Annotated in this window: 19 protein-coding genes; 6 read left to right on the top strand and 13 right to left on the bottom strand. The window is 71.3% G+C overall.

What is annotated here, in order from left to right; all coding sequences use genetic code 11:
* Positions 1–10: 10 nt before the first annotated feature.
* Together AMK31_RS35480 and AMK31_RS35475 are read right to left on the bottom strand one after the other, a co-directional pair.
* On the bottom strand, positions 11–781 hold the full coding sequence (locus AMK31_RS35480) for an SAM-dependent methyltransferase (protein WP_073944869.1): 771 nt from the start codon (positions 779–781) through the stop codon (positions 11–13).
* On the bottom strand, positions 778–1602 hold the full coding sequence (locus tag AMK31_RS35475) for a maleylpyruvate isomerase family mycothiol-dependent enzyme (protein ID WP_073944868.1): 825 nt from the start codon (positions 1600–1602) through the stop codon (positions 778–780). The genes AMK31_RS35480 and AMK31_RS35475 overlap by 4 nt, the downstream gene beginning before the upstream one ends.
* A gap of 210 nt (positions 1603–1812) precedes the next feature.
* On the opposite strand from AMK31_RS35475, the gene AMK31_RS35470 reads away from it, so the two are divergent.
* Positions 1813–2607 carry a carbon-nitrogen family hydrolase gene (locus AMK31_RS35470; protein WP_073944867.1) on the top strand — a complete coding sequence of 265 codons (795 nt, stop codon included), beginning with the start codon at positions 1813–1815 and terminating at the stop codon, positions 2605–2607.
* 25 nt (positions 2608–2632) lie between these two features.
* On the opposite strand, the gene AMK31_RS35465 is transcribed toward AMK31_RS35470, so the two are convergent.
* Together AMK31_RS35465 and AMK31_RS35460 are read right to left on the bottom strand one after the other, a co-directional pair.
* On the bottom strand, positions 2633–3136 hold the full coding sequence (locus AMK31_RS35465) for an LURP-one-related/scramblase family protein (RefSeq protein WP_073944866.1): 504 nt from the start codon (positions 3134–3136) through the stop codon (positions 2633–2635).
* Complete coding sequence (locus AMK31_RS35460) at positions 3133–4128, bottom strand: helix-turn-helix domain-containing protein (RefSeq protein WP_073944865.1); 996 nt, start codon at positions 4126–4128, stop codon at positions 3133–3135. Before AMK31_RS35460 ends, AMK31_RS35465 begins: the two co-directional genes overlap by 4 nt.
* Positions 4129–4180: 52 nt before the next feature.
* Here AMK31_RS35460 and AMK31_RS35455 point away from each other — a divergent pair, with 52 nt between their 5' ends.
* On the top strand, positions 4181–4570 hold the full coding sequence (locus AMK31_RS35455) for a cupin domain-containing protein (RefSeq protein ID WP_073944864.1): 390 nt from the start codon (positions 4181–4183) through the stop codon (positions 4568–4570).
* Positions 4571–4583: 13 nt separating this feature from the next.
* Here AMK31_RS35455 and AMK31_RS35450 read toward each other — a convergent pair whose 3' ends face one another.
* From AMK31_RS35450 to AMK31_RS35435, 4 genes are all read right to left on the bottom strand, one after another.
* The gene (locus AMK31_RS35450) at positions 4584–5282 is read right to left on the bottom strand and encodes a hypothetical protein (protein WP_241842831.1); all 699 of its coding nucleotides are present in this window, start codon (positions 5280–5282) and stop codon (positions 4584–4586) included.
* Positions 5283–5320: 38 nt separating this feature from the next.
* A complete protein-coding gene (locus AMK31_RS35445) occupies positions 5321–5578 on the bottom strand; it encodes a DUF6458 family protein (RefSeq protein WP_073944863.1) in 258 nt (85 codons plus the stop codon).
* 89 nt (positions 5579–5667) lie between these two features.
* A complete protein-coding gene (locus AMK31_RS35440) occupies positions 5668–6972 on the bottom strand; it encodes a M18 family aminopeptidase (protein ID WP_073944862.1) in 1305 nt (434 codons plus the stop codon).
* Positions 6973–7082: 110 nt separating this feature from the next.
* A complete protein-coding gene (locus AMK31_RS35435) occupies positions 7083–8909 on the bottom strand; it encodes an acyl-CoA dehydrogenase (RefSeq protein ID WP_073944861.1) in 1827 nt (608 codons plus the stop codon).
* A gap of 162 nt (positions 8910–9071) precedes the next feature.
* Between AMK31_RS35435 and AMK31_RS35430 the strand changes: the two genes are divergently transcribed.
* Both AMK31_RS35430 and AMK31_RS35425 read left to right on the top strand, forming a co-directional pair.
* On the top strand, positions 9072–9545 hold the full coding sequence (locus AMK31_RS35430) for an SseB family protein (RefSeq protein ID WP_073944860.1): 474 nt from the start codon (positions 9072–9074) through the stop codon (positions 9543–9545).
* Positions 9546–9680: 135 nt separating this feature from the next.
* Positions 9681–10583, top strand: a complete 903-nt coding sequence (locus AMK31_RS35425) for a BRO-N domain-containing protein (protein ID WP_073944859.1) — start codon at positions 9681–9683, stop codon at positions 10581–10583.
* Positions 10584–10665: 82 nt separating this feature from the next.
* On the opposite strand, the gene AMK31_RS35420 is transcribed toward AMK31_RS35425, so the two are convergent.
* Positions 10666–11643 (bottom strand): pirin family protein, encoded by a 978-nt coding sequence (locus AMK31_RS35420; protein ID WP_073944858.1) that lies wholly within the window; start codon positions 11641–11643, stop codon positions 10666–10668.
* Between the two features lie 146 nt (positions 11644–11789).
* Here AMK31_RS35420 and AMK31_RS35415 point away from each other — a divergent pair, with 146 nt between their 5' ends.
* Positions 11790–12881: an AI-2E family transporter gene (locus AMK31_RS35415; protein WP_073944932.1), complete on the top strand. Its 1092-nt coding sequence runs from the start codon at positions 11790–11792 to the stop codon at positions 12879–12881.
* Here the strand turns inward: AMK31_RS35415 and AMK31_RS35410 are convergent.
* Positions 12806–14992 (bottom strand): SpoIIE family protein phosphatase, encoded by a 2187-nt coding sequence (locus AMK31_RS35410; protein WP_073944857.1) that lies wholly within the window; start codon positions 14990–14992, stop codon positions 12806–12808. The two genes, AMK31_RS35415 and AMK31_RS35410, sit on opposite strands and share 76 nt — an antisense overlap.
* Before the next feature lie 150 nt (positions 14993–15142).
* Here AMK31_RS35410 and aspS point away from each other — a divergent pair, with 150 nt between their 5' ends.
* Positions 15143–16906 carry an aspartate--tRNA ligase gene (gene aspS, locus AMK31_RS35405; protein WP_073944856.1) on the top strand — a complete coding sequence of 588 codons (1764 nt, stop codon included), beginning with the start codon at positions 15143–15145 and terminating at the stop codon, positions 16904–16906.
* A gap of 75 nt (positions 16907–16981) precedes the next feature.
* Here aspS and AMK31_RS35400 read toward each other — a convergent pair whose 3' ends face one another.
* The 3 genes from AMK31_RS35400 to AMK31_RS35390 all read right to left on the bottom strand — a co-directional run bounded on the left by AMK31_RS35400 (position 16982) and on the right by AMK31_RS35390 (position 21717).
* Positions 16982–20098, bottom strand: a complete 3117-nt coding sequence (locus AMK31_RS35400; RefSeq protein ID WP_107468819.1) for an FG-GAP repeat domain-containing protein — start codon at positions 20096–20098, stop codon at positions 16982–16984.
* An 85-nt stretch (positions 20099–20183) separates the two neighbouring features.
* Positions 20184–20798 (bottom strand): Uma2 family endonuclease, encoded by a 615-nt coding sequence (locus tag AMK31_RS35395; protein ID WP_073944854.1) that lies wholly within the window; start codon positions 20796–20798, stop codon positions 20184–20186.
* A 52-nt stretch (positions 20799–20850) separates the two neighbouring features.
* Positions 20851–21717: a helix-turn-helix domain-containing protein gene (locus AMK31_RS35390; RefSeq protein ID WP_073944853.1), complete on the bottom strand. Its 867-nt coding sequence runs from the start codon at positions 21715–21717 to the stop codon at positions 20851–20853.
* Positions 21718–21958: the final 241 nt, after the last annotated feature.

The raw sequence follows: 21958 nt of genomic DNA, 5'->3' as shown, positions 1-21958 counted from the left end.
TCGCGCGCCGTCAGCGGGCCACCGGCACGAGGGTGAGGTAGGCCAGGCCCAGCACACCCCGGTAGTGCAGCCACTGGGACCGGTGCCGGTCGACCCGCTCGCGGGTCGCGTCCGCCAGCGGATGCCCGGGGTGCCGGGCCAGCCACACCTCCACGTCCGCCTGGTACGCCGACTCGAACTCCTCCCACTCCTCCTGGGTCGCCGTCTCCACGTACTCCGGGCGGAAGCCCGCCTCGATCGCGAGGTCGACCAGTGTGCCCAGGTCGGGGTGGTCGTCGGCCGAGGCGCCCGGCCACATCCCGGACAGCTCGGCGGCGGTCGGCGTCCGCTGCCAGAAGCCCTCGCCGAGCAGCACCCGCCCGTCGTCGGCGACCAGTTCGCGCAGGGCGCGCAGCGCCGTCGGCAGATGCTCGGGCGGCCGGACGTCGGTCAGCGCCTGACTGGACCCGACGCACAGCACCAGGTCGGCGGGCCCGCGCCGGGTGCCCACGGCGGACTCCTCGACGAACACCGCCCGATCGGCGAGGTTCCGGCTCTGTGCCGCGCGGCGGGCCCGGTCGAGGTCGTCGCGGTCGATGTCGACACCGGTGCCGGTGGCGCCGGGGACGGCGGCGAGGACCCGCAGCATCAGCTCGGCCCAGCCGCAGCCCAGGTCCAGCACGGTGGCGGGGGAGAGCGCGGACAACCGCCCCACGAGCGTGGCCGCGCGGGCCTCGGAGAGCGGGTTGTGGAAGGTCAGCCGGCTCAGCCGGGGCGGGCCGCCCGCCTCGGGTACGGTCACGGCGTCACCGCGAAGTGGCGCAGGATCGCCGCGGTCAGATCGGGATCGCCCTCCAGCTTCACCCGGTCCGCGGCGGCCTCCGGGCTGACCCTGCCGCAGGCGAGCCGGACGTACGTCTCCCAGTCGAGGGTGAGGGTGGCGGCGGGGCCGAGCGCGGGCGCGGTCTCGAGGGTGCCGCGGCCCTGGATGTCGACGCGGATGGTGCGCAGGAACTCCACGGGCCCGTGCACGTCGAAGACGATCGCGGAGCTGCGCGGCGCCTCCGCCTTGACCGCGACCACGTCGGGCAGCGCCGCCAGCAGCACGTCACGGGCGACGTGCGCACCCGGCGAGTCCAGGTTGCCGGGGCGGCCGAGGGCGGTGCGCAGGTCCTGCTCGTGCACCCACACGTCGAACGCGTGCCGGCGCATCGACTGCTCCAGCGTCAGCTCCGCGCCGAGCGGGCCGCGCACCTTCGCCGACGGGTCGCGGGACTCGTTGCGCAGCTGCCGGTTGCGGCGGATGACCGTGTACTCCAGCTCCGAGGTCATCTCCGGCGCCGTGTGGTGACGGCGCACGTCGACCTGCATCTCCATGTACCGCTGGTGTTCGTTGGTGACGTGGAACAGGTCGCGGGGCAGGGTGTGGATGGGCCGCGGATCGCCCAGCATCTCGCAGTCCAGGCCGATGACGTGGGACACGATGTCGCGCACCGACCAGCCCGGGCAGGGCGTACGACGGTTCCAGTCGGCCTCCACAAGCGGCTGCACCAGCTCGGATATCGCTTCGATGGAGTGGGTCCAGGCGTCGGCGTAGGGCTGGAGGGTGGGATGCAGACTCACGGGAACAGGACCCCTCGGCGGTCGGTACACGGGCAGGTGGTGGCGGCGTTGCCAGTGGGAGGTGGCGGCTGCGGTCGACGGGTGTCTTGAACCGCTAAGTTACGCTGCTCCCAGGCACCCCGGCAGGCCTTTCGTGTGACGATCGTAGGCCTGAGTGGACGCCGGTGGGGACGCCCTAGTGGACGGCTCGAATGCCAGGACGGTGGTAGTGTGCGCGCCTCTCTGATCCAGATCGCCGTAGATGAGGGCGAATCGGTCGACGCCCGTCGGTGCAGAGCGGCCTCCCTGGTGCGTGAACAGGCGGGCGCGGACCTCGTCGTCCTGCCCGAGCTGTGGACCACCGGCGCGTTCGCCTACGAGGACTTCGACCGCGAGGCGGAGACCCTGCACGGACCGACCTTCGAGGCGATGGCCGAGGCGGCGAGCGACGCGGGTGTCTGGCTGCACGCCGGCTCCGTCCCCGAGCGCGACCCCGAGGGCACCCTCTACAACACGTCTCTCGTCATTTCCCCCTCCGGCGAGCTGGCCGCCGCCTACCGCAAGATCCACCGCTTCGGCTTCGACAAGGGCGAGGCCGTGCTGATGGGTGCGGGCGGCGAGCTGGTGACGGTCCGTCTTCCCGGGACGACACTGGGCGTCGCCACCTGCTACGACCTCCGTTTCCCCGAGCTGTTCCGCGGGCTGGTGGACGCCGGGGCGGAGACGCTGGTGATCCCGGCGGGCTGGCCGGAACGCCGCCGCTCCCACTGGACCCTCCTCGCCCGGGCCCGGGCGGTGGAGAACCAGGCGTACGTCCTCGCCTGCGGAACGGCCGGGACGCACGCGGGAGTTCCCCAGGCCGGTCACTCGATCGTGGTCGACCCCTGGGGCGAGGTCCTGGCGGAGGCGGGCCCCGGCGAGCAGGTCCTCACGGTGGAGTTCGACCCCGCCAAGGTCGCGGTGACACGGGATCAGTTCCCGGCGCTCAAGGACCGGGTGCTGGGGCTGGGGACACCCCGCCGCTGAGCCCGGCCGGCCGGCACGGTGGAGGTCAGTCTCCCCGGTCGTCGTCCCCCTGCTTCTCCGCCAGCTCGATCACGCACACCGCCACCGCGATCAGCAGCGCCGGGTCCGCGTCCTCGCGGACCACGTCCACGCAGTACGTGTCGCGGAGGTGCAGCACGCGGCGCGAGATCACGGCGAGCAGCTCACCGTCGTACTCGACGGCGAACTCCCGGTCGAGGATCTTCCCGCTGACGTCGAGTTCCGTGCCGTCGACCAGCGTCACCCGATAGTGGTTGCGCAGCAGGGACAGCCGCTTGCGGCGGATCGTCGCCAGGGCTTCGCCGTCCCGCTCGATCAGCATGGTGTCGCGCAGCGCGAGCATCTTCTCGCGGATGTCGATCAGGACCCGTCCGTCGGGGTCCTTCAGCTCGAAGGTGTCCCGCAGCCGCAGGGCCTTGCCGTCGACGAGGAACTGCTTGGCGCCGTGCTCGTCCTCGATCCAGTAGTCGTCACCGAAGCCCAGGAGCCGGTCGCGTACGAGGTATCTCATGTCACCAGCGCTTCCCCGGCGGCCGTCCCGAAACGCCGTCGATAGGCCGAGGGGCTGAGCCCGGTCTCCCGGCGCAGCCGGACGCGCAGGTTGGCGGCGGTCCCGAGGCCGCTCCGCGCGGCCACGACGTCCAGCCGCTCCTCCCCGCGCTCGATCAGCCGGCACGCCAGCGCCACCCGCTCCCCCGTCAGCCAGGCGAGCGGCGTCGTGCCGAGCTGCGCGCGGAAGCGCCGGTGCAGGGTGGCCGGGGACACGGCCGCGCGGGCGGCGAGACCGGCCACCGTCAGCGGCTCCGCCAGCCGCTCCTGGGCCCACGCCAGCAGCGGTCCCAGCGACTCGTCGGGCACGTCCGGGACCGGACGCTCCACGAACTGCCGCTGCCCGCCGTCGCGGTGGGCGGCGAAGACCAGGCGCCGGGACACGGCGTTGGCGATCTCGGCGCCATGGTCCCGTCGTACGAGATGCAGTCCCAGGTCGAGCGCGGCCGCGCTGCCGGCGGCGGTCAGGACGTCGCCCTCGTCGACGAACAGCACGTCGGGCTCCAGCAGTACCTCGGGGTGCAGGTCGCGGAAGGCGTCCGCCCACATCCAGTGGGTGGTGGCCCGCCGCCCGTCCAGCAGACCGGCCTCGGCGAGCGCGAAGCTGCCGGTGCAGAAGCTGACGACGCGGGTGCCACGCGCGTGCGCGCGGCGGATGGCGTCCAGGACGGGCTCCGCGCGGGGGACGACGTTGTCCGGCCGGCCGGGGACGACGAGGGTGTCGGCGCCGTCCACCGCGTCGAGTCCGGGCACGCCGGTCATACGGAAGAAGCCGTGGTTCATCCGCACCTCGGGTGCGGGCGCGCACAGCGTCACCTCGTACAGCGGCCGCGGAAGCCCCAGTTCGGGCCGCGGCAGGCCGAACAGCTCGGTCGCGACGCCCACCTCGAAGGGGTTCGTGCCCTCGTCGACGATCACGGCGACCCGGTGTGGTTGAGAGGATCCTTGCGGCACATGCGATTCCTATCACTCGTGCCCGGGGCCCGCAGCCCCGCACGATGAACGCATGGAACCGATCTCGCTGACCACGGCCCTCGCGTCCTTCACGGATCAGTGGAGCCCCCGCATCGTCACCTCCGTCAACGACTACGACGTCCGCGTCGCGAAGGTCGAGGGCGAGCACCTGTGGCACACGCACGACCACACCGACGAGTTCTTCCTCGTCCTGACCGGCGAACTCCACATCGGCCTGCGCGAACCGGCGGGCGAACGCACGGTCGTCCTGCCCAAGGGCTCCGTCTTCACCGTCCCCCGAGGCACCGAGCACAAGCCGTACGCGCCCGTCCCCACGGAGATCCTGCTCTTCGAACCCACCGGCACCCTGACGGTCGGCGACCGCCACGACCCGGTCCCGGAACACGTCGACGCGACGACGGGACACTCGCTGGCCGAATAGCGGGCCAGGGGCGTCAGTCGCCCACCTGGTGCTCCACGCGGTGGCGGATGTAGTCGTCCGGGTGGGACCGGGCCGTCGCCACCGCCGTGTCCACGAGGTCGTGCAGCTCCGGTGGGTAGGCCGACTTGCGCAGTGGCAGGCCGGGAAGGACGCAGCGCCGGACGTCCAGGTCCTCGTTGCGTACGAACTCGCGCAGAGCCGCCTCGTTCCACTCGGCCACCACGGCCGGGTCGGCGTCGGGCGGGGCCGGTCCGGCGGCCGGGTTCTCCGCCCGTACGCCGGGCATTCTCGGCGGCAGCGCCGACCAGTACCAGGCCCGCGCGGCTCCCGCCCGTTCGGGATGCGTGCCCGTCCGCAGGCCGGCCAGCAGCGCGCGCTGGACGCGCACCCGGCCGAACGCGTTCAGCGCCGGCTCCAGGAAGTGCCGGTTGAAGCTGGGGTCGGGGTCGTGGACCGCCGCCCGGAGCAGCACGTCGAAGGCCTCGTCGGAGAGGGTCATGCCTCTCCGGCAGGCCTCACGCAGTGCCGTCCGGACGCGGCGCTCCCAGACCCGCCGGTCATCGGGTCCGGGGCCGGGAGCGACGCCGAGCCCGAGGACCCGGACGACGTCGGCCAGGCACCGGGAGAACAGCTCCCGCCGGTCCTCCGTACGCCCCGGCAGGGCCATGAACTCCCGGGCGGGCCGCCCGCTTTCGTTCGCGTCCCCGGCCAACCGCCGCTCCCCCCGTTAGTGTCGGTCGTCGTGCTCCGTTACACGCCGTACCCGTCGCTGTAGCCGTCCCGCCGGTGATGGTGGTGGTGGGGTTCCTCGTCGACGACGGGTGTCGTCGGTGGCACCACCACCCGCCGGCGTCGCGCGATGCTGCTGAACGTCGTCACACCGATCAGCCCCACGATCATCAGGATGATCCCGACCAGGTCGAGGTTGACGCCCTCCATGTCCCAGTCGGTCGCGAACGTGAGGATGGCTCCCACGGCGATGAGGATGATGCATCCGCCGAGGCCCATGAGTTGTCCCCTCCTGTCGTCCGGGGGTCCGGTGGTTTCCGGATCTCCCGTCCGCGTCGGGTACCCCGGTGCGCGGCGTCCACGCCGGGCTATCCCTCCAGGAACGCCACCAGCGCGTTCGCCAGCAGATACGGGTCCTTCGCCCCGCACAGCTCGCGCGCGCTGTGCATCGACAGGATGGCCACGCCGATGTCGACGGTCCGGATGCCGTGCCGGGCGGCGGTGATCGGGCCGATCGTCGTGCCGCACGGCATGGAGTTGTTGGAGACGAACGACTGGAAGGGCACGCCCGCCTTCTCGCAGGCGGCGGCGAACACCGCGCGGCCCGAACCGTCCGTGGCGTAGCGGTTGTTGACGTTCACCTTCAGGAGCGGTCCGCCGTCGATCCGCGGGTGGTGCGTCGGGTCGTGCCGTTCCGCGTAGTTGGGGTGGACGGCGTGGCCGGTGTCGGAGGACAGGCAGACCGTGCCGGCGAAGGCGCGCGCCCGGTCCTCGAACGATCCGCCGCGCGCGAACACCGAGCGCTCCAGGACGTTGCCGAGCAGCGGCCCGTCGGCGCCGGTGTCCGACTGGGAGCCGTTCTCCTCGTGGTCGAAGGCGGCCAGCACCGGAATGCAGGGCAGGTCGCCGGCGCCGGGGCCGGTCGCCGCCGCGACGAGCGCCGCCGTGCCCGCGTGCACCGACAGCAGGTTGTCCATGCGGGGGCCCGCGACCAGCTCCTGGTCCCGGCCGAGGTACGCCGGCGCCTCCACGGAGTGGGTCATCAGGTCCCAGCCGGTCACCTCGCCCTTGGGCAGCCCGGCGGCCTCCTCGAGGAAGGCGATCAGGTCGCCGTCGCGGACGTCGTCACCGAGTCCCCAGACGGGCTGCATGTGGCGCTGCTTGTCGAGCTTCAGGCCGTCCGCGGAGACGGCGCGGTCCAGGTGGATCGCCAGCTGGGGGACGCGCAGCAGCGGGCGGTCGACGTTCACCAGGCGGGTCGAGCCGTCCCGCAGGGTGAGCCGGCCGGCCAGGCCCAGGTCGCGGTCGAGCCAGGAGTTCATCAGCGGGCCGCCGTAGATCTCCACGGCCACCTGGCGCCAGCCGTGCGCGCCGCTGTCGGGGAGCGGCTTGACGCGCAGGTTGGGGGAGTCGGTGTGGGCGCCGACGATGCGGAACGGCGTGTGGGGGGCGGCGCCCTCGGGGACGTACCAGGCGACGATCGCGCCACCGCGCAGGACGTACTTGCCGCCGCTCGTCCCGTCCCAGGCGTCCGTCTCCGCGACCTGCCTGAAGCCTGCCTTCTCCAGCCGCTCGGCGGTGTTCGCCACCGCGTGGTACGGCGACGGGCCGGCCGCCAGGAAGGACATCAGGTCGTCTGTGTGGCCGCGGTCGAAGCGGGGGGGTTCGCTCATGGGTTCACCTTAACGACGGACGAAAGCCCGCTCCCGGTGAAGGGAGCGGGCTGACGTGAGGACGGTGTGGAGTTCCGCGATGCTTTCGGGGGGTGCCCCTCAGGGGTGCCTCAGAAGGCGGCCTCGTCCAGCTCCATCAGGTCCAGGTCGACGCCCTGGGCGACCTTGCGGGCCAGGGTCACGCCGGGCAGGACGCTGGCCGCGAAGAACTTCGCCGCCGCGATCTTGCCGGTGTAGAACGCCTGGTCCTTGGCGGGGGCCGACTCCAGCTTCTCGGCGGCCACGGCGGCACCCTTGAGCAGCAGGTAGCCGACGATGACGTCACCGGAGGCCATCAGCAGGCGGGTGGTGTTCAGACCCACCTTGTAGATGTTCTTGACGTCCTTCTCGGTGGCCGCGAGGTCGGTCAGCATCAGACCGACGATCGCCTCCAGCTCGACGGCCGCCTTCGCCAGGTGCTCGCGGGCGCCGGACAGGGCCTCGCCGCCCGTGCCGAGGGCGAGGAACTTCTTGATGTCCTCGGCGAGGGAGTTCAGCGCGGCGCCCTGGTTGCGGACGATCTTCCGGAAGAAGAAGTCCTGGCCCTGGATGGCCGTGGTGCCCTCGTACAGGGTGTCGATCTTGGAGTCGCGGATGTACTGCTCGATCGGGTACTCCTGCAGGAAGCCGGAGCCGCCGAAGGTCTGCAGCGACTGGGCGAGCTGCTCGTAGCCCTTCTCGGAGCCGTAGCCCTTCACGATCGGCAGGAGCAGATCGTTCAGCGCGTGCTCGGCGGAGGCGTCCTCGCCGTTCGCCTCCTTGACGGCGATGGCGTCCTGCACGGAGGCCGTGTAGAGGACGAGCGCGCGCATGCCCTCCGCGTACGCCTTCTGCGTCATCAGCGAGCGGCGCACGTCCGGGTGGTGGGTGATGGTGACCTTCGGCGCGGACTTGTCCATGAAGTTGGCCAGGTCCGGGCCCTGGACGCGCTCCTTGGCGTACTCCAGCGCGTTCAGGTAGCCGGTGGACAGCGTGGAGATCGCCTTCGTGCCGACCATCATGCGGGCGAACTCGATGATGCGGAACATCTGGCGGATGCCGTCGTGCTTGTCGCCGATCAGCCAGCCCTTGGCGGGGTGACGGTCGCCGAACGTCATCTCGCAGGTGTTGGAGGCCTTCAGGCCCATCTTGTGCTCGACGTTGGTGGCGTAGACGCCGTTGCGCTCGCCCAGCTCGCCGGTCTCGAAGTCGAAGAGGTACTTCGGGACGAGGAAGAGGGAGAGGCCCTTGGTGCCGGGGCCGGCGCCCTCGGGGCGGGCGAGGACGTAGTGGAGGATGTTCTCCGACATGTCGTGCTCACCGGACGTGATGAAGCGCTTCACGCCCTCGATGTGCCAGGAGCCGTCCTCCTGCTGCACGGCCTTGGTGCGGCCGGCGCCGACGTCGGAGCCCGCGTCGGGCTCGGTGAGGACCATGGTGGATCCCCACTGCTTCTCGACGGCGATCTGCGCGATCTGCTTCTGGACCTCGTTGCCCTCGTCGAAGAGGATGCCGGCGAACGCCGGGCCGGAGGAGTACATCCACACGGCCGGGTTCGAGCCGAGGATCAGCTCCGCGTACGCCCAGATGAGCGACGGCGGGGCGGTCGTGCCGCCGATGGCCTCGGGCAGGCCCAGGCGCCAGTACTCGGAGTCCATGAAGGCCTGGTAGCTCTTCTTGAAGGACGCCGGGACCGGCGCGGTGTTCGTCTCCGGGTCGAAGACCGGCGGGTTGCGGTCGGCGTCCGTGAAGGACGCGGCCAGCTCGTTCTCCGCGAGGCGCGTCAGCTCCTCGAGGACGCTCTTCGCGGTGTCGGTGTCCATCTCCTCGAACGGGCCGGTGCCGTACAGCTTGTCGCGCCCGAGTACTTCGAAGAGGTTGAACTCGATGTCGCGGAGATTCGACTTGTAGTGCCCCATGGCGACGGCTCCGTAGAGAGAGATCGGCGAGGCACTGGCTCCTCGCACCTAATTCACGTACCAACAAGTAGCTACGATGATGCTACCCGTCAGTAATAAGACGCAACCCCGAACCGGCCATCTGTGACTCAGCCCTCTGCGGCGGTCGATACCCTTACCCGCATGTACGGCTACGACCAGAGCGCCGGAGCGCAGCAGCAGTACGCCCCGCCGCAGCAGCAGATGCCCGGCGCGGCGGGCTACGGCCAGCAGCCGCCGCTGTACCCGGAGCCGTCCCCGCCCTCCCTCGCCGACGCGGTGCGCTCCTTCACCACCGGGCAGATGACCGCGGAGGACTTCCAGCAGATCTTCGCCACGTCCAAGGTCTACTGCCCCCGCGGCGACACCCCCGGTTTCCTGGCCCTGCACAACACCCAGCAGCCGGTGATCCCCATGTTCACCTCGCTGAAGGAGCTGCGCCGCTACGCGGGCAAGGAGTCCAAGTACTTCGTCATCACCGGCGCGGAAGTGATCGACCTCCTCCCCACCGGCTACGGCTTCGTCCTCGACATGGAGGGCGAACACCGGATCGTCTTCGACGCGAAGGCGGTCGGGGAGATGGTGGAGTTCGCGATGCGGCGGATGTACGGGGGCTGACGTCCCGGCGGGCCGTCGTGTCGCCGCCGCCGCCGTGCAGAATCGTTGCCTTTGTCCCCTAATGGGTGAACATTCGTGCTGTTCCTGCGCGCCCGTTTGCCGAGTCCCTAGCTTCCGGGGCGGAGGTGATGCTCGATGTACGAGCAGAACAACACGCCGTCGGACGAGTCGACGGCATCGGGTCGGGACGCGATCGACATCAACGACTTCGTGTTCGTGGCTACCGGGGCGCGGCTGCGAAGGCTGACCATGCCGGACGGGACGCACTGGTTCCCTGCTGTGGACGTGTGCAAGCACCTGGGGTACATGAACTCGCGCAAGGCACTGCAGGACCATGTCCCAGAAGAGCACCGAGACTTTCTCGAGACAGTAACTGGAAGTTACTCTCTCAGCGTTCCCGCAGGTCGAGAGTGGCGACGAGACATGAATCTCGTCAATCTCCAAGGTCTGATCCGCTTGGTCAACGGCTGCACCAAGCCAGAGTGTGAGCCCTTCAAGGCCTGGGTCTGCGACGTCATCGCCACCATCCAGCGCGACGGCTCCTACACCCTCGAACCGGCTCCCGTGCAACCCGCACCCACCGGCGGCACCGCCTACGTCATGCCGCAACAGGTCGCCGACGCGATCGTCCGGCTCGAAGAGCGGAACATGCGCGCGGACGAGCTGCTGCTCGGCTTCCAGAAGGAGCAGACCGGTCTGCTGACGGACATCAGCCACAGCCTCCGCGACATCGCCGATTCCCTCCGTCACCGGGGCCCGGCCCGGCCGCAACCCGCCCCGGACCTGACCCCGCAGGACCTCCTCGGTACCTGGAAGCGGAAGAACCTCGTCGTCACCGAGGACGTCCACGCGGTCGCCGCCTATCTGGCGCCCGCGTTGGTGCGGGGCGAGGCGAGTCACCGGGTGGAGGACATCGCCGCCCGAACAGGGCTGCCGCTGGAGCGTGTGCACGACTGCCTGCGGATGCTGCTGAAGCGGGGATGCGTGCGGCAGGCGGGATGTGCCGCTGACGGGGCGCCGGTGTACGTGCTGCCGTAGGGAGCGGTTCCCGACAGGGAAAGGCCCGAAGTCGCAAAGCGAAGTTGCGGCTTCGGGCCTTGTCGTAACCGTATCGGCTTTCTCAGGCCTGCGGGCCCTCCGCCGTCATTCCGTGGACCGCGGGGATGGTTCCCAGGCGGCCCTTCTGGAAGTCCTCGAACGCCTGCATGAGTTCGTCCTTGGTGTTCATGACGAACGGGCCGTAGTGGGCCATGGGCTCGCGGATCGGCCGGCCGCCCAGGAGTACGACCTCCAGGTCCGGGGTGTGCGAGTCCTGCTTCTCGTCGGCGCGGACGGTGAGGGAGGAGCCCGTGCCGAAGACCGCCGTCTGGCCCGAGTGGATCGGGCGGTGTTCGGCGCCGACCGTGCCCTTGCCCGCGAGGGCGTACGCGAGGCCGTTGAAGTCCTCCCGCCACGGGAGGGTGATCTCCGCGCCCGGCGCGAGCGTCGCGTGGATCATCGTGATCGGGGTGTGGGTGATGCCGGGGCCCGCGTGGCCGTCGAGTTCTCCGGCGATGACGCGCAGGAGCGCGCCGCCGTCGGGGGAGGTGAGCAGCTGGACGTTCCCGGCGCGGATGTCCTGGTAGCGCGGGGCCATCATCTTGTCCTTGGCGGGGAGGTTCACCCACAGCTGGAGGCCGTGGAAGAGACCGCCGGAGACGACCAGGTGCTCCGGCGGGGCCTCGATGTGGAGGAGGCCCGAGCCCGCGGTCATCCACTGGGTGTCGCCGTTGGTGATGGTGCCGCCGCCGCCCTGGCTGTCCTGGTGGTCGAAGATGCCGTCGATGATGTAGGTGACGGTCTCGAAGCCGCGGTGGGGGTGCCAGGGGGTGCCCTTGGGCTCGCCCGGCGCGTACTCCACCTCGCCCATCTGGTCCATCATGATGAACGGGTCGAGGTGGCGGTAGTTGATGCCGGCGAACGCCCGGCGCACCGGGAAGCCTTCGCCCTCGAAACCGCTGGGCGCGGTGGTGACGGTGAGCACGGGACGTGCCACGGCGTCTGCGGGTGCGGTTACGCGGGGCAGCGTCAACGGGTTCTCGACGGTCACTGCGGGCATGGTCGTTACCTCCTCGGGCGACGTGCGTCCTACTTTAGTTGAGCGTTGAACTTTCTGCCACCTCCAACAGCGGACGAGGGGCGCGCATTCCCCCGGTCGGCCGTCCGCGCGGGACAGCCCGGCGCGGTCGTGATCCGCTGGTGGACGTGCACCTCCTCCCCGACCCCGTGCGCCGGCTCGCCGCCTGGTGCGCCGTCGTGCTGCTCGTCGCCGGCGTGGGCTACATCGGGGTCCGGCTGTGTGTGGAGTTCCGTACGGCCGTCGTGCCGGTGCTGCTCGCCCTGCTCGGGACGGCGCTGCTCGGGCCGTTGCACCGACGGCTGGTCAAGGCGCGGGTCAACCGTTCGGTGGCAGCCGGGCTCACCTGCGTCGCGGTCGTCGCCGTGGTCGGCGGCGCCGTCTACATCGTCGTCGCCGCCCTCATCCGCAGCGGCGACCAGATCGTCCGCTCGCTCAGGCAGGCGGCGCGCGGGATCGCCGAGCACTTCGGGGCGGCCGGGACCTCGCTGCACGACCTCGCGTCGAACGCGCGGGAACTGCTCGGCAAGTTCGGCGGGACGGCGGCCTCCGGAGTGATCAGCGGGGTGAGCGTGGTGGGCGAGAGCATCGCCATGGCCGTGCTGGCGCTGCTGCTGGTCTTCTTCTTCCTGCGCGACTCCCACCTCGCCGCCGGCACCCTGCGCTCCCTCTCCCCGCACACCGCCGCCGACACCCTGGAGGCGATGGCGCGGCGCGCCTACCAGGCCGTCGAGGGGTTCATGCGCGGGACCACGCTGATCGCGCTCATCGACGCGCTGTGCATCACCGTCGGACTGCTGGTGCTGCGGGTGCCGGGGGCCGCCGGGCTCGGCGCGCTCGTCTTCGTCGGCGCGTACATCCCCTACCTCGGCGCTTTCCTCTCCGGCGCCGTCGCCGTGCTCGTCGCGCTCGCCGACCGGGGGTTCGTGATCGCGCTGTGGGCGCTGGCGGTGGTGCTCGCCGTGCAGGTGCTGGAGGGGCATGTGCTCCAGCCGATGATCCAGAGCCGGACCGTCCAGATGCATCCGGCGGTGGTGATGCTCACGATCACCGCCGGCGCGTCCGTCGCCGGGATCCTGGGGATGCTGCTCGCCGTACCGCTGACCGCCGCCGCCTTCGGTGTCGTCCACGAGCTGCGCGCCCGTTACGCCACCTCCGCCTCGGCACCCTCGACGCCCCCGGCGCCCTCGTCGGACTCGTCGGACTCATCGGACTCGTAGATCTCGAACCAGATGCTCTTGCCCTCGCCGCGCGGGTCGACCCCCCACTCGTGCGCCAGCAGCTCGATGAGCATCAGCCCGCGCCCGGAGGAGGCCAGCTCCCCGGGCCTGCGCTTGTGCGGCAGGTCGTCGCTGACGTCGGTGACCTCCACCCGCATCCGCCGGCCGTCACCCGCGCCGGTCACCTCGGCGACCAGCAGCGCGTCGGTGTCGGTGTGCACGAGGACGTTGGTCAGCATCTCGGACAGCAGCAGGACCGCCGAGTCGACCTGGTCGTCGGACGCCCAGTCGTGGAGCAGCTCCCGCAGATGCTGCCGCGCCACCGCGATCCGCTCCGGTTCGGCCTGGGCGACGGTCAGCATGGTGCGCCGTACGGGCTGCCGCGCGGTGGCCGCGCCGTTCCCGTCGGCGGAGCCGCAGCCGCAGCCCGCGCCCTTGCGGCACAGCAGCAGGACGGCGATGTCGTCCTCGCGGCGGTCGGCGAGCGGGCCGGTGGTGTGGTGCGAGGAGGGGCCGTGCACCGCCTGGACCAGGGAGTCGGCGAGGGCTTCGAGGTCGCCGTCGTGCTGCTCCAGGATGGCGCGGACGCGTTTCCAGCCGCTCTCCAGGTCGTGGCCGCCGGTCTCGATGAGGCCGTCGGTGCAGATGAGCATGGTCTCGCCGGGTTCCAGGGCGAGCCGGGTGGTGGGGTAGTCGGCGTCCGGGTCGATGCCGAGGGGCAGTCCGCCGGCGGTGGGCCGCGTCAGCACGGTGCCGTCGGCCATCCGGACGGCGGGGTCGGGGTGCCCGGCGCGGGCGATGTCCAACACGCCGGACAGCGGGTCGACCTCGACGTACAGGCAGGTCGCGAAGCGCAGGTCGCCGGGGTCGTCGGCGGCGGAGCACATGCCGTGCAGGAAGCGGGAGGCCCGGGAGAGGACGGCGTCGGGCCGGTGGCCCTCGGAGGCGTAGGCGCGCAGGGCTATCCGGAGCTGCCCCATCAGGCCGGCCGCGCGCACGTCGTGGCCCTGGACGTCGCCGATGACCAGCGCGAACCTCCCGGACGGCAGCGGGATCATGTCGTACCAGTCGCCGCCGACCTGGAGTCCGCCACCGGTCGGCACATAGCGGGCGGCCACGTTCATGCCGGGTATCTCGGGGCCGAGCGTGGGCAGCATGGAGCGCTGGAGCCCGTCGGTGAGCTCCCGCTCGCTCTCGGCGGTGCCAGCCCGGGAGAGTGCCTGGGCGAGCATCCGGGCGACGGTGGTGAGGACCGACCGCTCGTCGGGCGTGAACCGCACGGGATACGTGAACGCGGCCATCCAGGCGCCCATGGTGCGGCCCGCGACGGTCAGCGGCAGGAACGCCCACGACCGGCGGTCGAACTGCTGGGCGAGCGGCCAGGTGAGCGGATAGCGGCTCTTGTACTGCTCGGGCGAGGACAGGTACACCGCGCGGCCGGTGCGCACGACCTCCGCCGCCGGATAGTCGGTGTCCAGCGCCATGTGCGTGAAGGGGTCCTCGTCGCCGGGCCGCTGCCCGTGGTGGCCGATGATCGTCAGCCGGTCGCCCTCCACGCCGAACACGGCCAGCCCGTCCGGTGAGAACCCCGGCATCGACAGTCCCGCCGCGACCCGCAGCACCTCGGCCGTGGACCGTGCCTCGGCCAGCGCCCGGCCCGCGTCCAGCAGGAACGCCTCCCGGGAGCGCCGCCAGTCGCCGGTGACCGCGTTGCGTCCGGCGGGGGTGCCCGGCGAGGGCTCGGTGACCTCCTGGAGGGTGCCGATCATGACGTACGCCCGGCGGTCCGCGTCGAAGCTCGGCTTCGACCGGCTGCGGACGGTGCGCACCACGTGCCCCCGCTCGTCCATGATCCGCACCCGCACCTCGGCGAGCGTGCCCTCGGCGGTGGCCAGGCCGACCACGCTGACGATCTCGTTCCAGTCGACGGGGTGCAGCCGGGACCGGGCCTGGGCCTCCGTGAGCGTCGTCGGCTCGTCGGGCAGCCCGAGGAGCCGGGCGGCCTCGCCGTCCACTCTGACCAGCTTCGTGGCCGTGTCCCAGTGCCACAGGCCGGTCGCGAGGGCGGCGAGAACCTGCCCCACGGCGGGTAGGGGCTCACCAGTACGCATTGCCCCACTTTAAGAAGGTGCCGTCGGACGATGCCACCGAAGGGGGACGCCGGTAATGGGGCGGGGCGATCCGGGAGCGGCCGGTACCCTGGGGAAGTCCGGGCACCGGGCCCCGGAGATTCCCGATCCGCGAAGACTGGATGAACGACGATGCATCGGTACAGGTCCCACACCTGCGGCGAGCTCCGCGCCTCTGACGTCGGCACCGACGTCCGGCTGAGTGGCTGGCTGCACAATCGGCGCGACCTGGGCGGCATCCTCTTCATCGATCTGCGCGACCACTACGGCATCACGCAGCTGGTCGCCCGACCCGGCACGTCCGCCTACGAGGCGCTGGACAAGGTCTCCAAGGAGTCCACGGTCCGAGTGGACGGCAAGGTTGTTTCACGTGGAACCGAGAACGTGAACCCGGACCTGCCCACCGGTGAGATCGAGGTCGAGGTCGGCGAGGTCGAGCTGCTCGGCGCCGCCGCCCCGCTGCCCTTCACCATCAACACCGAGGACGGCGTCAACGAGGAGCGCCGCCTCGAGTACCGCTTCCTCGACCTGCGCCGCGAGCGCATGCACCGCAACATCATGCTGCGTACGGCGGTCATCTCCGCCATCCGGCACAAGATGACGGCGCTGGGCTTCAACGAGATGGCGACGCCGATCCTGTCCGCGACCTCCCCCGAGGGCGCCCGCGACTTCGTCGTCCCCTCCCGTCTGCACCCGGGCAAGTTCTACGCCCTGCCGCAGGCCCCGCAGCAGTTCAAGCAGCTGCTGATGATCTCCGGCTTCGACCGGTACTTCCAGATCGCCCCCTGCTTCCGCGACGAGGACGCCCGCGCCGACCGCTCGCCGGGCGAGTTCTACCAGCTCGACGTCGAGATGAGCTTCGTCGAGCAGGAGGACGTCTTCCGTCCGATCGAGCAGCTGATGACCGAGCTGTTCGAGGAGTTCGGCGGCGGCCGCCACGTCACCTCGCCGTTCCCGCGGATCCCGTTCCGCGAGGCGATGCTGAAGTACGGCTCCGACAAGCCGGACCTGCGCGCCCAGCTGGAGCTGGTCGACATCACCGACGTCTTCGAGGCGTCCGAATTCAAGGCGTTCGCCGGCAAGCACGTGCGCGCGCTGCCGGTCCCGGCCGTCCAGGACCAGCCCCGCAAGTTCTTCGACCAGCTCGGCGAGTTCGCGATCACGCTCGGCGCCAAGGGCCTGGCCTGGGTGCGCGTCGGCGAGGACGGCCAGCTGTCCGGCCCGATCGCCAAGTTCCTCACCGAGGAGAACGTCAAGGTCCTCACCGAGCGCCTCGGCCTGGAGGCCGGGCACGCCGTGTTCTTCGGCGCGGGCGAGTTCGACGAGGTCTCGAAGATCATGGGCGCGGTGCGGGTCGAGGCCGCCAAGCGCGCCGGGCACTTCGAGGAGAACGTCTTCCGCTTCTGCTGGATCGTCGACTTCCCGATGTACGAGAAGGACGAGGAGACCGGCGCGATCGACTTCTCGCACAACCCGTTCTCCATGCCGCAGGGCGGCCTGGAGGCCCTGGAGACCCAGGACCCGCTGGACATCCTGGGCTGGCAGTACGACATCGTCTGCAACGGCGTCGAGCTGTCCTCCGGCGCGATCCGGAACCACGAGCCGGAGATCATGCTGAAGGCCTTCGAGATCGCCGGCTACGACCGCGAGACCGTCGAGGAGAAGTTCGCGGGCATGCTGCGCGCGTTCCGCTTCGGCGCCCCGCCGCACGGCGGTATCGCCCCCGGCGTCGACCGCATCGTCATGCTCCTCGCGGACGAGCCGAACATCCGCGAGACCATCGCCTTCCCGCTCAACGGCAACGCCCAGGACCTGATGATGGGCGCGCCGACCGAGCTGGAGGAGGCGCGGCTGAAGGAGCTGCACCTGTCGGTGCGCAAGCCGCAGCCGAAGTAGGCGGCCGTAGCGCGAAGGGCGCCCGGGTTCTCCCGGGCGCCCTTCGGCTTTTCCGGCTCGGTGCCGGGAGGGGTGTCAGGACAGCGCCTTGTAGCCGCTCCAGCCCGTCGCGATCTTCACCCGGGAGCCGAACGAGCCCTTGCCGTCGCCGCTGTTGCGCCAGACGTTGCCGCTGGTGTCGCGGGAGACCAGGTCGGCCTTGCCGTCGTCGGTGAGGTCGCCGACGCCGACGACGGCGTTGTAGGAGCCGCCCCAGTCGCCGAACAGCTTCACGCGGGCGGCGAAGGTGCCGTCGCCCTTGCCGTTGTAGCGGTAGAGGGTATTGGCCTTGTCCTGGGCGAGCAGGTCGCCGATGCCGTCGCCGTTCAGGTCGCCGGCGCCGATGATCTTCTTGTAGCCCCTCCAGTCGTGGTACAGCTTCACGCGGGCGGACAGCTTGCCCGTGCTGGTGCCCTTGCAGAGGTAGACCGTGCCGGTGGAGGCGTTGCGGACGACCAGGTCCGGGCGGCCGTCACCGCTCACGTCGCCGGGCGAGGTGAGCAGGTCGTACTGGGTCCAGCCGCTGCTCGCGAGCGTGGTGTACGACGTGGACGGCTTCAGCGCGGCGTTGCAGCCCGGCTTGTACAGCCGCAGGGCGCCGCTGCTGTAGCGGACCAGGACGTCGTTGCAGCGGTCGCCGCTCAGGTCGCCGACGGGGATGAACCGCGCGGTCGTCGGCCAGCCGGTGCCGGTGGTCTTGCTGCCGAACCTCCCGGTGCCGGTGCCGTGCTGGTAGGTCAGCCCGCCGGAGGAGTTGAGGGTGAGCAGGTCGCCGCGGCCGTCGGGGCCGTCGACGCTGGCGTAGTCGTGGCGGACCGCCGCGCCGTGCTCCAGGTACCCCTTGCCGGTGGCCAGGGTGGACACCGTGGTGGTGCCGAGGCCGGTGGCCTTCAGGGTCCAGGTGAAGGTGCCGTTGGGGAAGTGGCCGCCGCCCGACGTCTTGCCGTTCCAGCTCGCCGACAGCCAGCCGGAGGAGGCGCCGCCGGTGACGGTGCGGGTGGCCTTGCCGGTCGGGCCGCTCTGCACCGAGGTGAAGGTCAGCGACCAGGAGCCGACCGGCCGGGAGGCCAGCCAGGTGCCCCACCAGGGCTCCGGGTAGGACGGGTCGGCGTACTGGCCGGCCTCGCTCCGGGAAATGGTCGGCGCCGACGGGGCGACGCCGGTGGTGGCGACGTGGACGCGCTCGTACAGGTCGGTCCAGGCGACCAGGCCGGTGTACTCGTCGACGGTCCAGCGGTAGCGGCGGTCCACGGCGAGCCCCGCGTCCGGCAGCCCGGAGGCGATCACGCGGGTGGCGCCGCCGGCGGCCTCGGTGAGGACCAGGGTGTCCGCGTCGTGGTCGTGCCGGACGGTGAAGCCGTCGCCGAGCAGCACGTCACCGGGGGCGACCGCGGTGGACGTACCGGCCTTGGTGTCGTAGACGCCCGCCGAGGCGGTGCCGCAGGCCCAGTACACCCAGCGGCCCGCCGCCTGGAGCTCGCTCGGCACGCAGGCGAGGCCGGGGACGGTGACCGTGGCGAGGGTCTTGTCCTCGGTGAGGCTGTACGAGGTGAGCTTCCCGGCGGTGGTGGTGGCGCTCCACAGGGTGGAGCCGTTCAGGGCGGCGGCGCGGACCGTGCGCTTGAGCTTCTGGCCCTGGCCGAACTCGCCGACGTACTGCGCGGGCGTCGCGCCGCCCGAGTCGTAGACCACGTAGTCGTCGGAGACGTCGACGATCGAGCCGCCGGTGGTGCCGAACTCCAGGTTCTGGTGGCCGAGGGCGACCAGGCGGTCCGTGTTCTGCTCGGTCTCGGACCGGACCGAGCGCAGGTGGACGTCCGCGCCGGGCTCCGAGCCGGTGTTGCCGTACAGCGCGGCGCAGTCGGCGCCCGGGTACGGGCACACGGCGGAGTACACCGGCGTGGAGGCCGTGGCCGCGGACGCGGTGAGCGTGGTGGAGCCGTCGGTGGTGAGGGTGCGCAGGGACGTGGTGTCGGTGCCCGCGTCGGCCGGGTTCTTCTCCGCGACGCGCAGACTGCCCCGGACCAGCGCGAGACCCGTCTTCGCGTTCTCCGTCGCCGGGACCTGGTACACCTTCTCCAGCGCCAGGGAGCCGTCCTCGGCCTGGGTCACCCGCCGCACCCACCAGTCGTCGGCGCCGGTGCCGCCGGTGACGAAGGCGGCGTCGCCGCGGGCGGGGGTCGCGTACGCCCCGGCGTACGGCAGCAGCGTCTGCGTGGAGCCGTCGGTCAGGGAGACCGCGACCAGCTCGGAGCCGGCCGTATTGGTGGCGAGCGGCAGCAGCAGCCAGTCGCCGACCAGCACCGGGTCGCCGTCCAGCTCACCCGGGTGCGGGAGGCTGACGACCTGCTCCTCGGCGGTGAGGTCGGCGCGCGGCCTCAGGTGCAGTTCGGCGGTCCCGGACTGGTACCAGCCGATCCGGTCCTCGCTCATCACGTAGTGCGTGGCGTAGGTGGCGTCGGTGAACACCGTGCTGTTCACGGCTGTCGCGGTGTCGATGTACAGGACGTCGCTGCCGCGCTTCCACAGCACGCCGGCGGAGTCCGCGGCGACGATCTGGTCGCTCTGGATGTTCGCGAACTCACCGGTGATCGGCCGCTCGCGGCGCTCGCCGTCGACGAGGTCGACGAGGGTGTAGCCGGTGACGATCGTGTTCCCGGCCAGGGCCCGGTAGTAGTGGCTGGTCTTGCCGAAGACCACCTTGGTCCGCTTGTCCGTCGCCGGGTCCCACAGGACGACCGAGGCGGCGCTGGTGTCGGCGGGCAGCGCGACCAGGTCGCTGTCCGAGCCGTACCAGGCCGTACGGCACTCCGAGCCGATGGCCGTGCAGCCCGTGCCGGGCGTGTAGACGCTGCCGTCGGCGTTCTTCGCGGTGACGGTGGTGCCGTCCGAGTAGTCCGTCCACAGCAGCCCCGGCATTCCGGCCTGCCGGTGCAGGAAGCCGTCCGCGCCGGTCACGTACGTGCGGTCGAGCCGCGGCGTGGCGGAGGCGGGGTCGGTCAGTGTGATCTCGGTGGTGGCGGCCGAGGCGCCGGTGGCCCGGGCCGTGTCGCCGCCCCCGGTGAGGACGGCGACGGACGCGGCCGCGACGGCCACGGCGAGCGAGGAGACGGCGGCGGCCAGACCGCCCCGTCCCAGGGCGTGTCTGCCCACGTGAGGTCCCTCCCCGCGAGGGCTTCCTGCCCTCGCACAAGTGGCCGGATGCTATCGCGGGGAGATCACCTGGAGGTCACGCGTGTCAGCGGGCCGGCTCGCCGGTTCCCTTCTCGTACAGCGGCAGGCCGTCGGTGGAGATGGTCCAGTCGGCGATGGTGACGTCCTCGCCGTAGACGAAGTCCTTGCGGGTGGCGTAGCGGGGGCCGGCGGGGGTGGGGTGGATGTCCGTGAAGACGGCGCCGGTGCCTGTGCGGGGGTCGAAGACCGCGTAGACGGGGATGCCCATCAGGGGGTAGTCGCGCATCTTGGTGACCCAGTCGTTGTCCGGGTTGGACCTGGACACGATCTCGATGGCGGCGATGACAGTGTGAGGGTCGATGGAGCCTTCGACATTCAGGTCCGTCCATGCGATCACCATCACATCGGGGTGCCGCATGATGCCCTCAGGCTCGTCTTCCACATCAGGCGTGCCGTTGTGGGCCAGCAGCTCGTCCGGCATGACCCTCTCCAAGCGGCGGCTGACGTGCGCGGCTGTGACCTCATGAGGCCCTCCCGGCGACATCATGTCGTGAACGATCCCTTCCTTGGTGATCTCGAACTTGCCGGGGAGGGTGCCGTCCGTGGACTCCACGAAGTCGCGCATGGCCCGGTAGAGGTGGGAGGCGCCCTGCCGCGCGTCGTCCGGGGCGATGGTCATGGCGCTCGCTCCTCGTCGTCTGTGCCCAGGGGCAAGGATCGTCCCGTCCATGCTAGGCGGCCTCCGGGAGATCGGTTCGGCAGTCGCGGCAGCGGCCGGGGGCAGGCGCCCGGAAGGCGCGGTCGCAGCCGTCGCAGGTCTGGAGGGGGTGGCGGGGCTCGGGGGCCGGTGAGGCCGGGGGCCGGAACGGTGGCGGGGGTGGCAACTGGGCGGCCAGGCGGTGGGCCAGGAGCGCGGCCGGGCGGATGAGGGGTTCGTTCGGCAGGTTCTCGGTCAGCGCGTGGCGTACGGCGCTGGGGGTGAGGTCGCGTTCCAGCCAGGCGGCGACGCCCGGCGCGAGGTGTTCGGCGTCGGGGGCGGACAGCAGCAGGCGGGGGTCGTGGCGGCGCAGGCCGGCGAGGACGTCGACGGCCGCCTGGAGCAGGGTGGGCGAGGGGCACGACGGCTGGGGGACGGCGGGGAGGCGCTTGCGGGGCGCGGGCTCGTCGGGGGCCGTACGCCGGGCGGGCCTGCGGGAGGGCGTCTCCCGGGCGGCGCGGTGGCCTGGCCTGTTGCAGGAGACCGTGCGGGTGACGATCCGGCCGGTGGGGGTGCGTTCGCGGGTGCGGCGGAGGTAGCCGTGGGCTTCCAGCTCGCGCAGGGCGGCGGCGATACGGGTGGGGCCCTCGGGGAAGCGGTCGGCGAGGGTCTTGATGTCGACGGCGGTGCCCTGTCGCACCGACTGGATGTAGCAGGCCAGTCCGATGGCGAGCAGGGACAGTTCCTGGTGCTGGAGGAGGTGGTTGCCGATCACCGTGAAGCTCTCGGTGTGGCGGACGTTGTCGTGGACCACGCCGGCGTGCGGCCGCGCGGGCGGGTGGTTTTTGCCCGGGATACGGGACTGGGCGCGTGCGGGCGCGCTAGGGTTTTCGGTGTCCATCAGGAAGGGCCTAACTTCCTCGGTGGTCAGGCCCCCGCACTGGGATCGCTAGTCCCGGCGGGGGCCGTCGCATGTCTGCGGTCGGATCTTGCTTCGGTGAGCGTAAGGCAGGCAACCGGACCCGAATCCAGCCGAGTTGGGCATATTCACTCGCGGGAGTGAGTTTGCCCGGCGGGAGGGAGGGGTGGGGCTTGGTGGGGTGCTTTCTCCCCAGTGGGTGGTGCATAGGGAGCGCAGGTCG

Source organism: Streptomyces sp. TSRI0107 (assembly GCF_001905845.1).
Classification (GTDB): domain Bacteria; phylum Actinomycetota; class Actinomycetes; order Streptomycetales; family Streptomycetaceae; genus Streptomyces.
Note: the sequence above shows the minus strand (reverse complement) of the source record. Positions and strands in the feature narration are given on the sequence as shown.

Bases quoted from the DNA above. Each gene is read 5' to 3' on its own strand.
- AMK31_RS35465 (WP_073944866.1), bottom strand. From the start codon at position 3,136: ATGAGATACCTCGTACGCGACCGGCTCCTGGGCTTCGGTGACGACTAC.
- AMK31_RS35455 (WP_073944864.1), top strand. From the start codon at position 4,181: ATGGAACCGATCTCGCTGACCACGGCCCTCGCGTCCTTCACGGATCAG.
- AMK31_RS35445 (WP_073944863.1), bottom strand. From the start codon at position 5,578: ATGGGCCTCGGCGGATGCATCATCCTCATCGCCGTGGGAGCCATCCTC.
- AMK31_RS35440 (WP_073944862.1), bottom strand. From the start codon at position 6,972: ATGAGCGAACCCCCCCGCTTCGACCGCGGCCACACAGACGACCTGATG.
- AMK31_RS35435 (WP_073944861.1), bottom strand. From the start codon at position 8,909: ATGGGGCACTACAAGTCGAATCTCCGCGACATCGAGTTCAACCTCTTC.
- AMK31_RS35430 (WP_073944860.1), top strand. From the start codon at position 9,072: ATGTACGGCTACGACCAGAGCGCCGGAGCGCAGCAGCAGTACGCCCCG.
- AMK31_RS35425 (WP_073944859.1), top strand. From the start codon at position 9,681: ATGTACGAGCAGAACAACACGCCGTCGGACGAGTCGACGGCATCGGGT.
- AMK31_RS35420 (WP_073944858.1), bottom strand. From the start codon at position 11,643: ATGCCCGCAGTGACCGTCGAGAACCCGTTGACGCTGCCCCGCGTAACC.
- AMK31_RS35410 (WP_073944857.1), bottom strand. From the start codon at position 14,992: ATGCGTACTGGTGAGCCCCTACCCGCCGTGGGGCAGGTTCTCGCCGCC.
- aspS (WP_073944856.1), top strand. From the start codon at position 15,143: ATGCATCGGTACAGGTCCCACACCTGCGGCGAGCTCCGCGCCTCTGAC.
- AMK31_RS35395 (WP_073944854.1), bottom strand. From the start codon at position 20,798: ATGACCATCGCCCCGGACGACGCGCGGCAGGGCGCCTCCCACCTCTAC.
- AMK31_RS35390 (WP_073944853.1), bottom strand. From the start codon at position 21,717: ATGGACACCGAAAACCCTAGCGCGCCCGCACGCGCCCAGTCCCGTATC.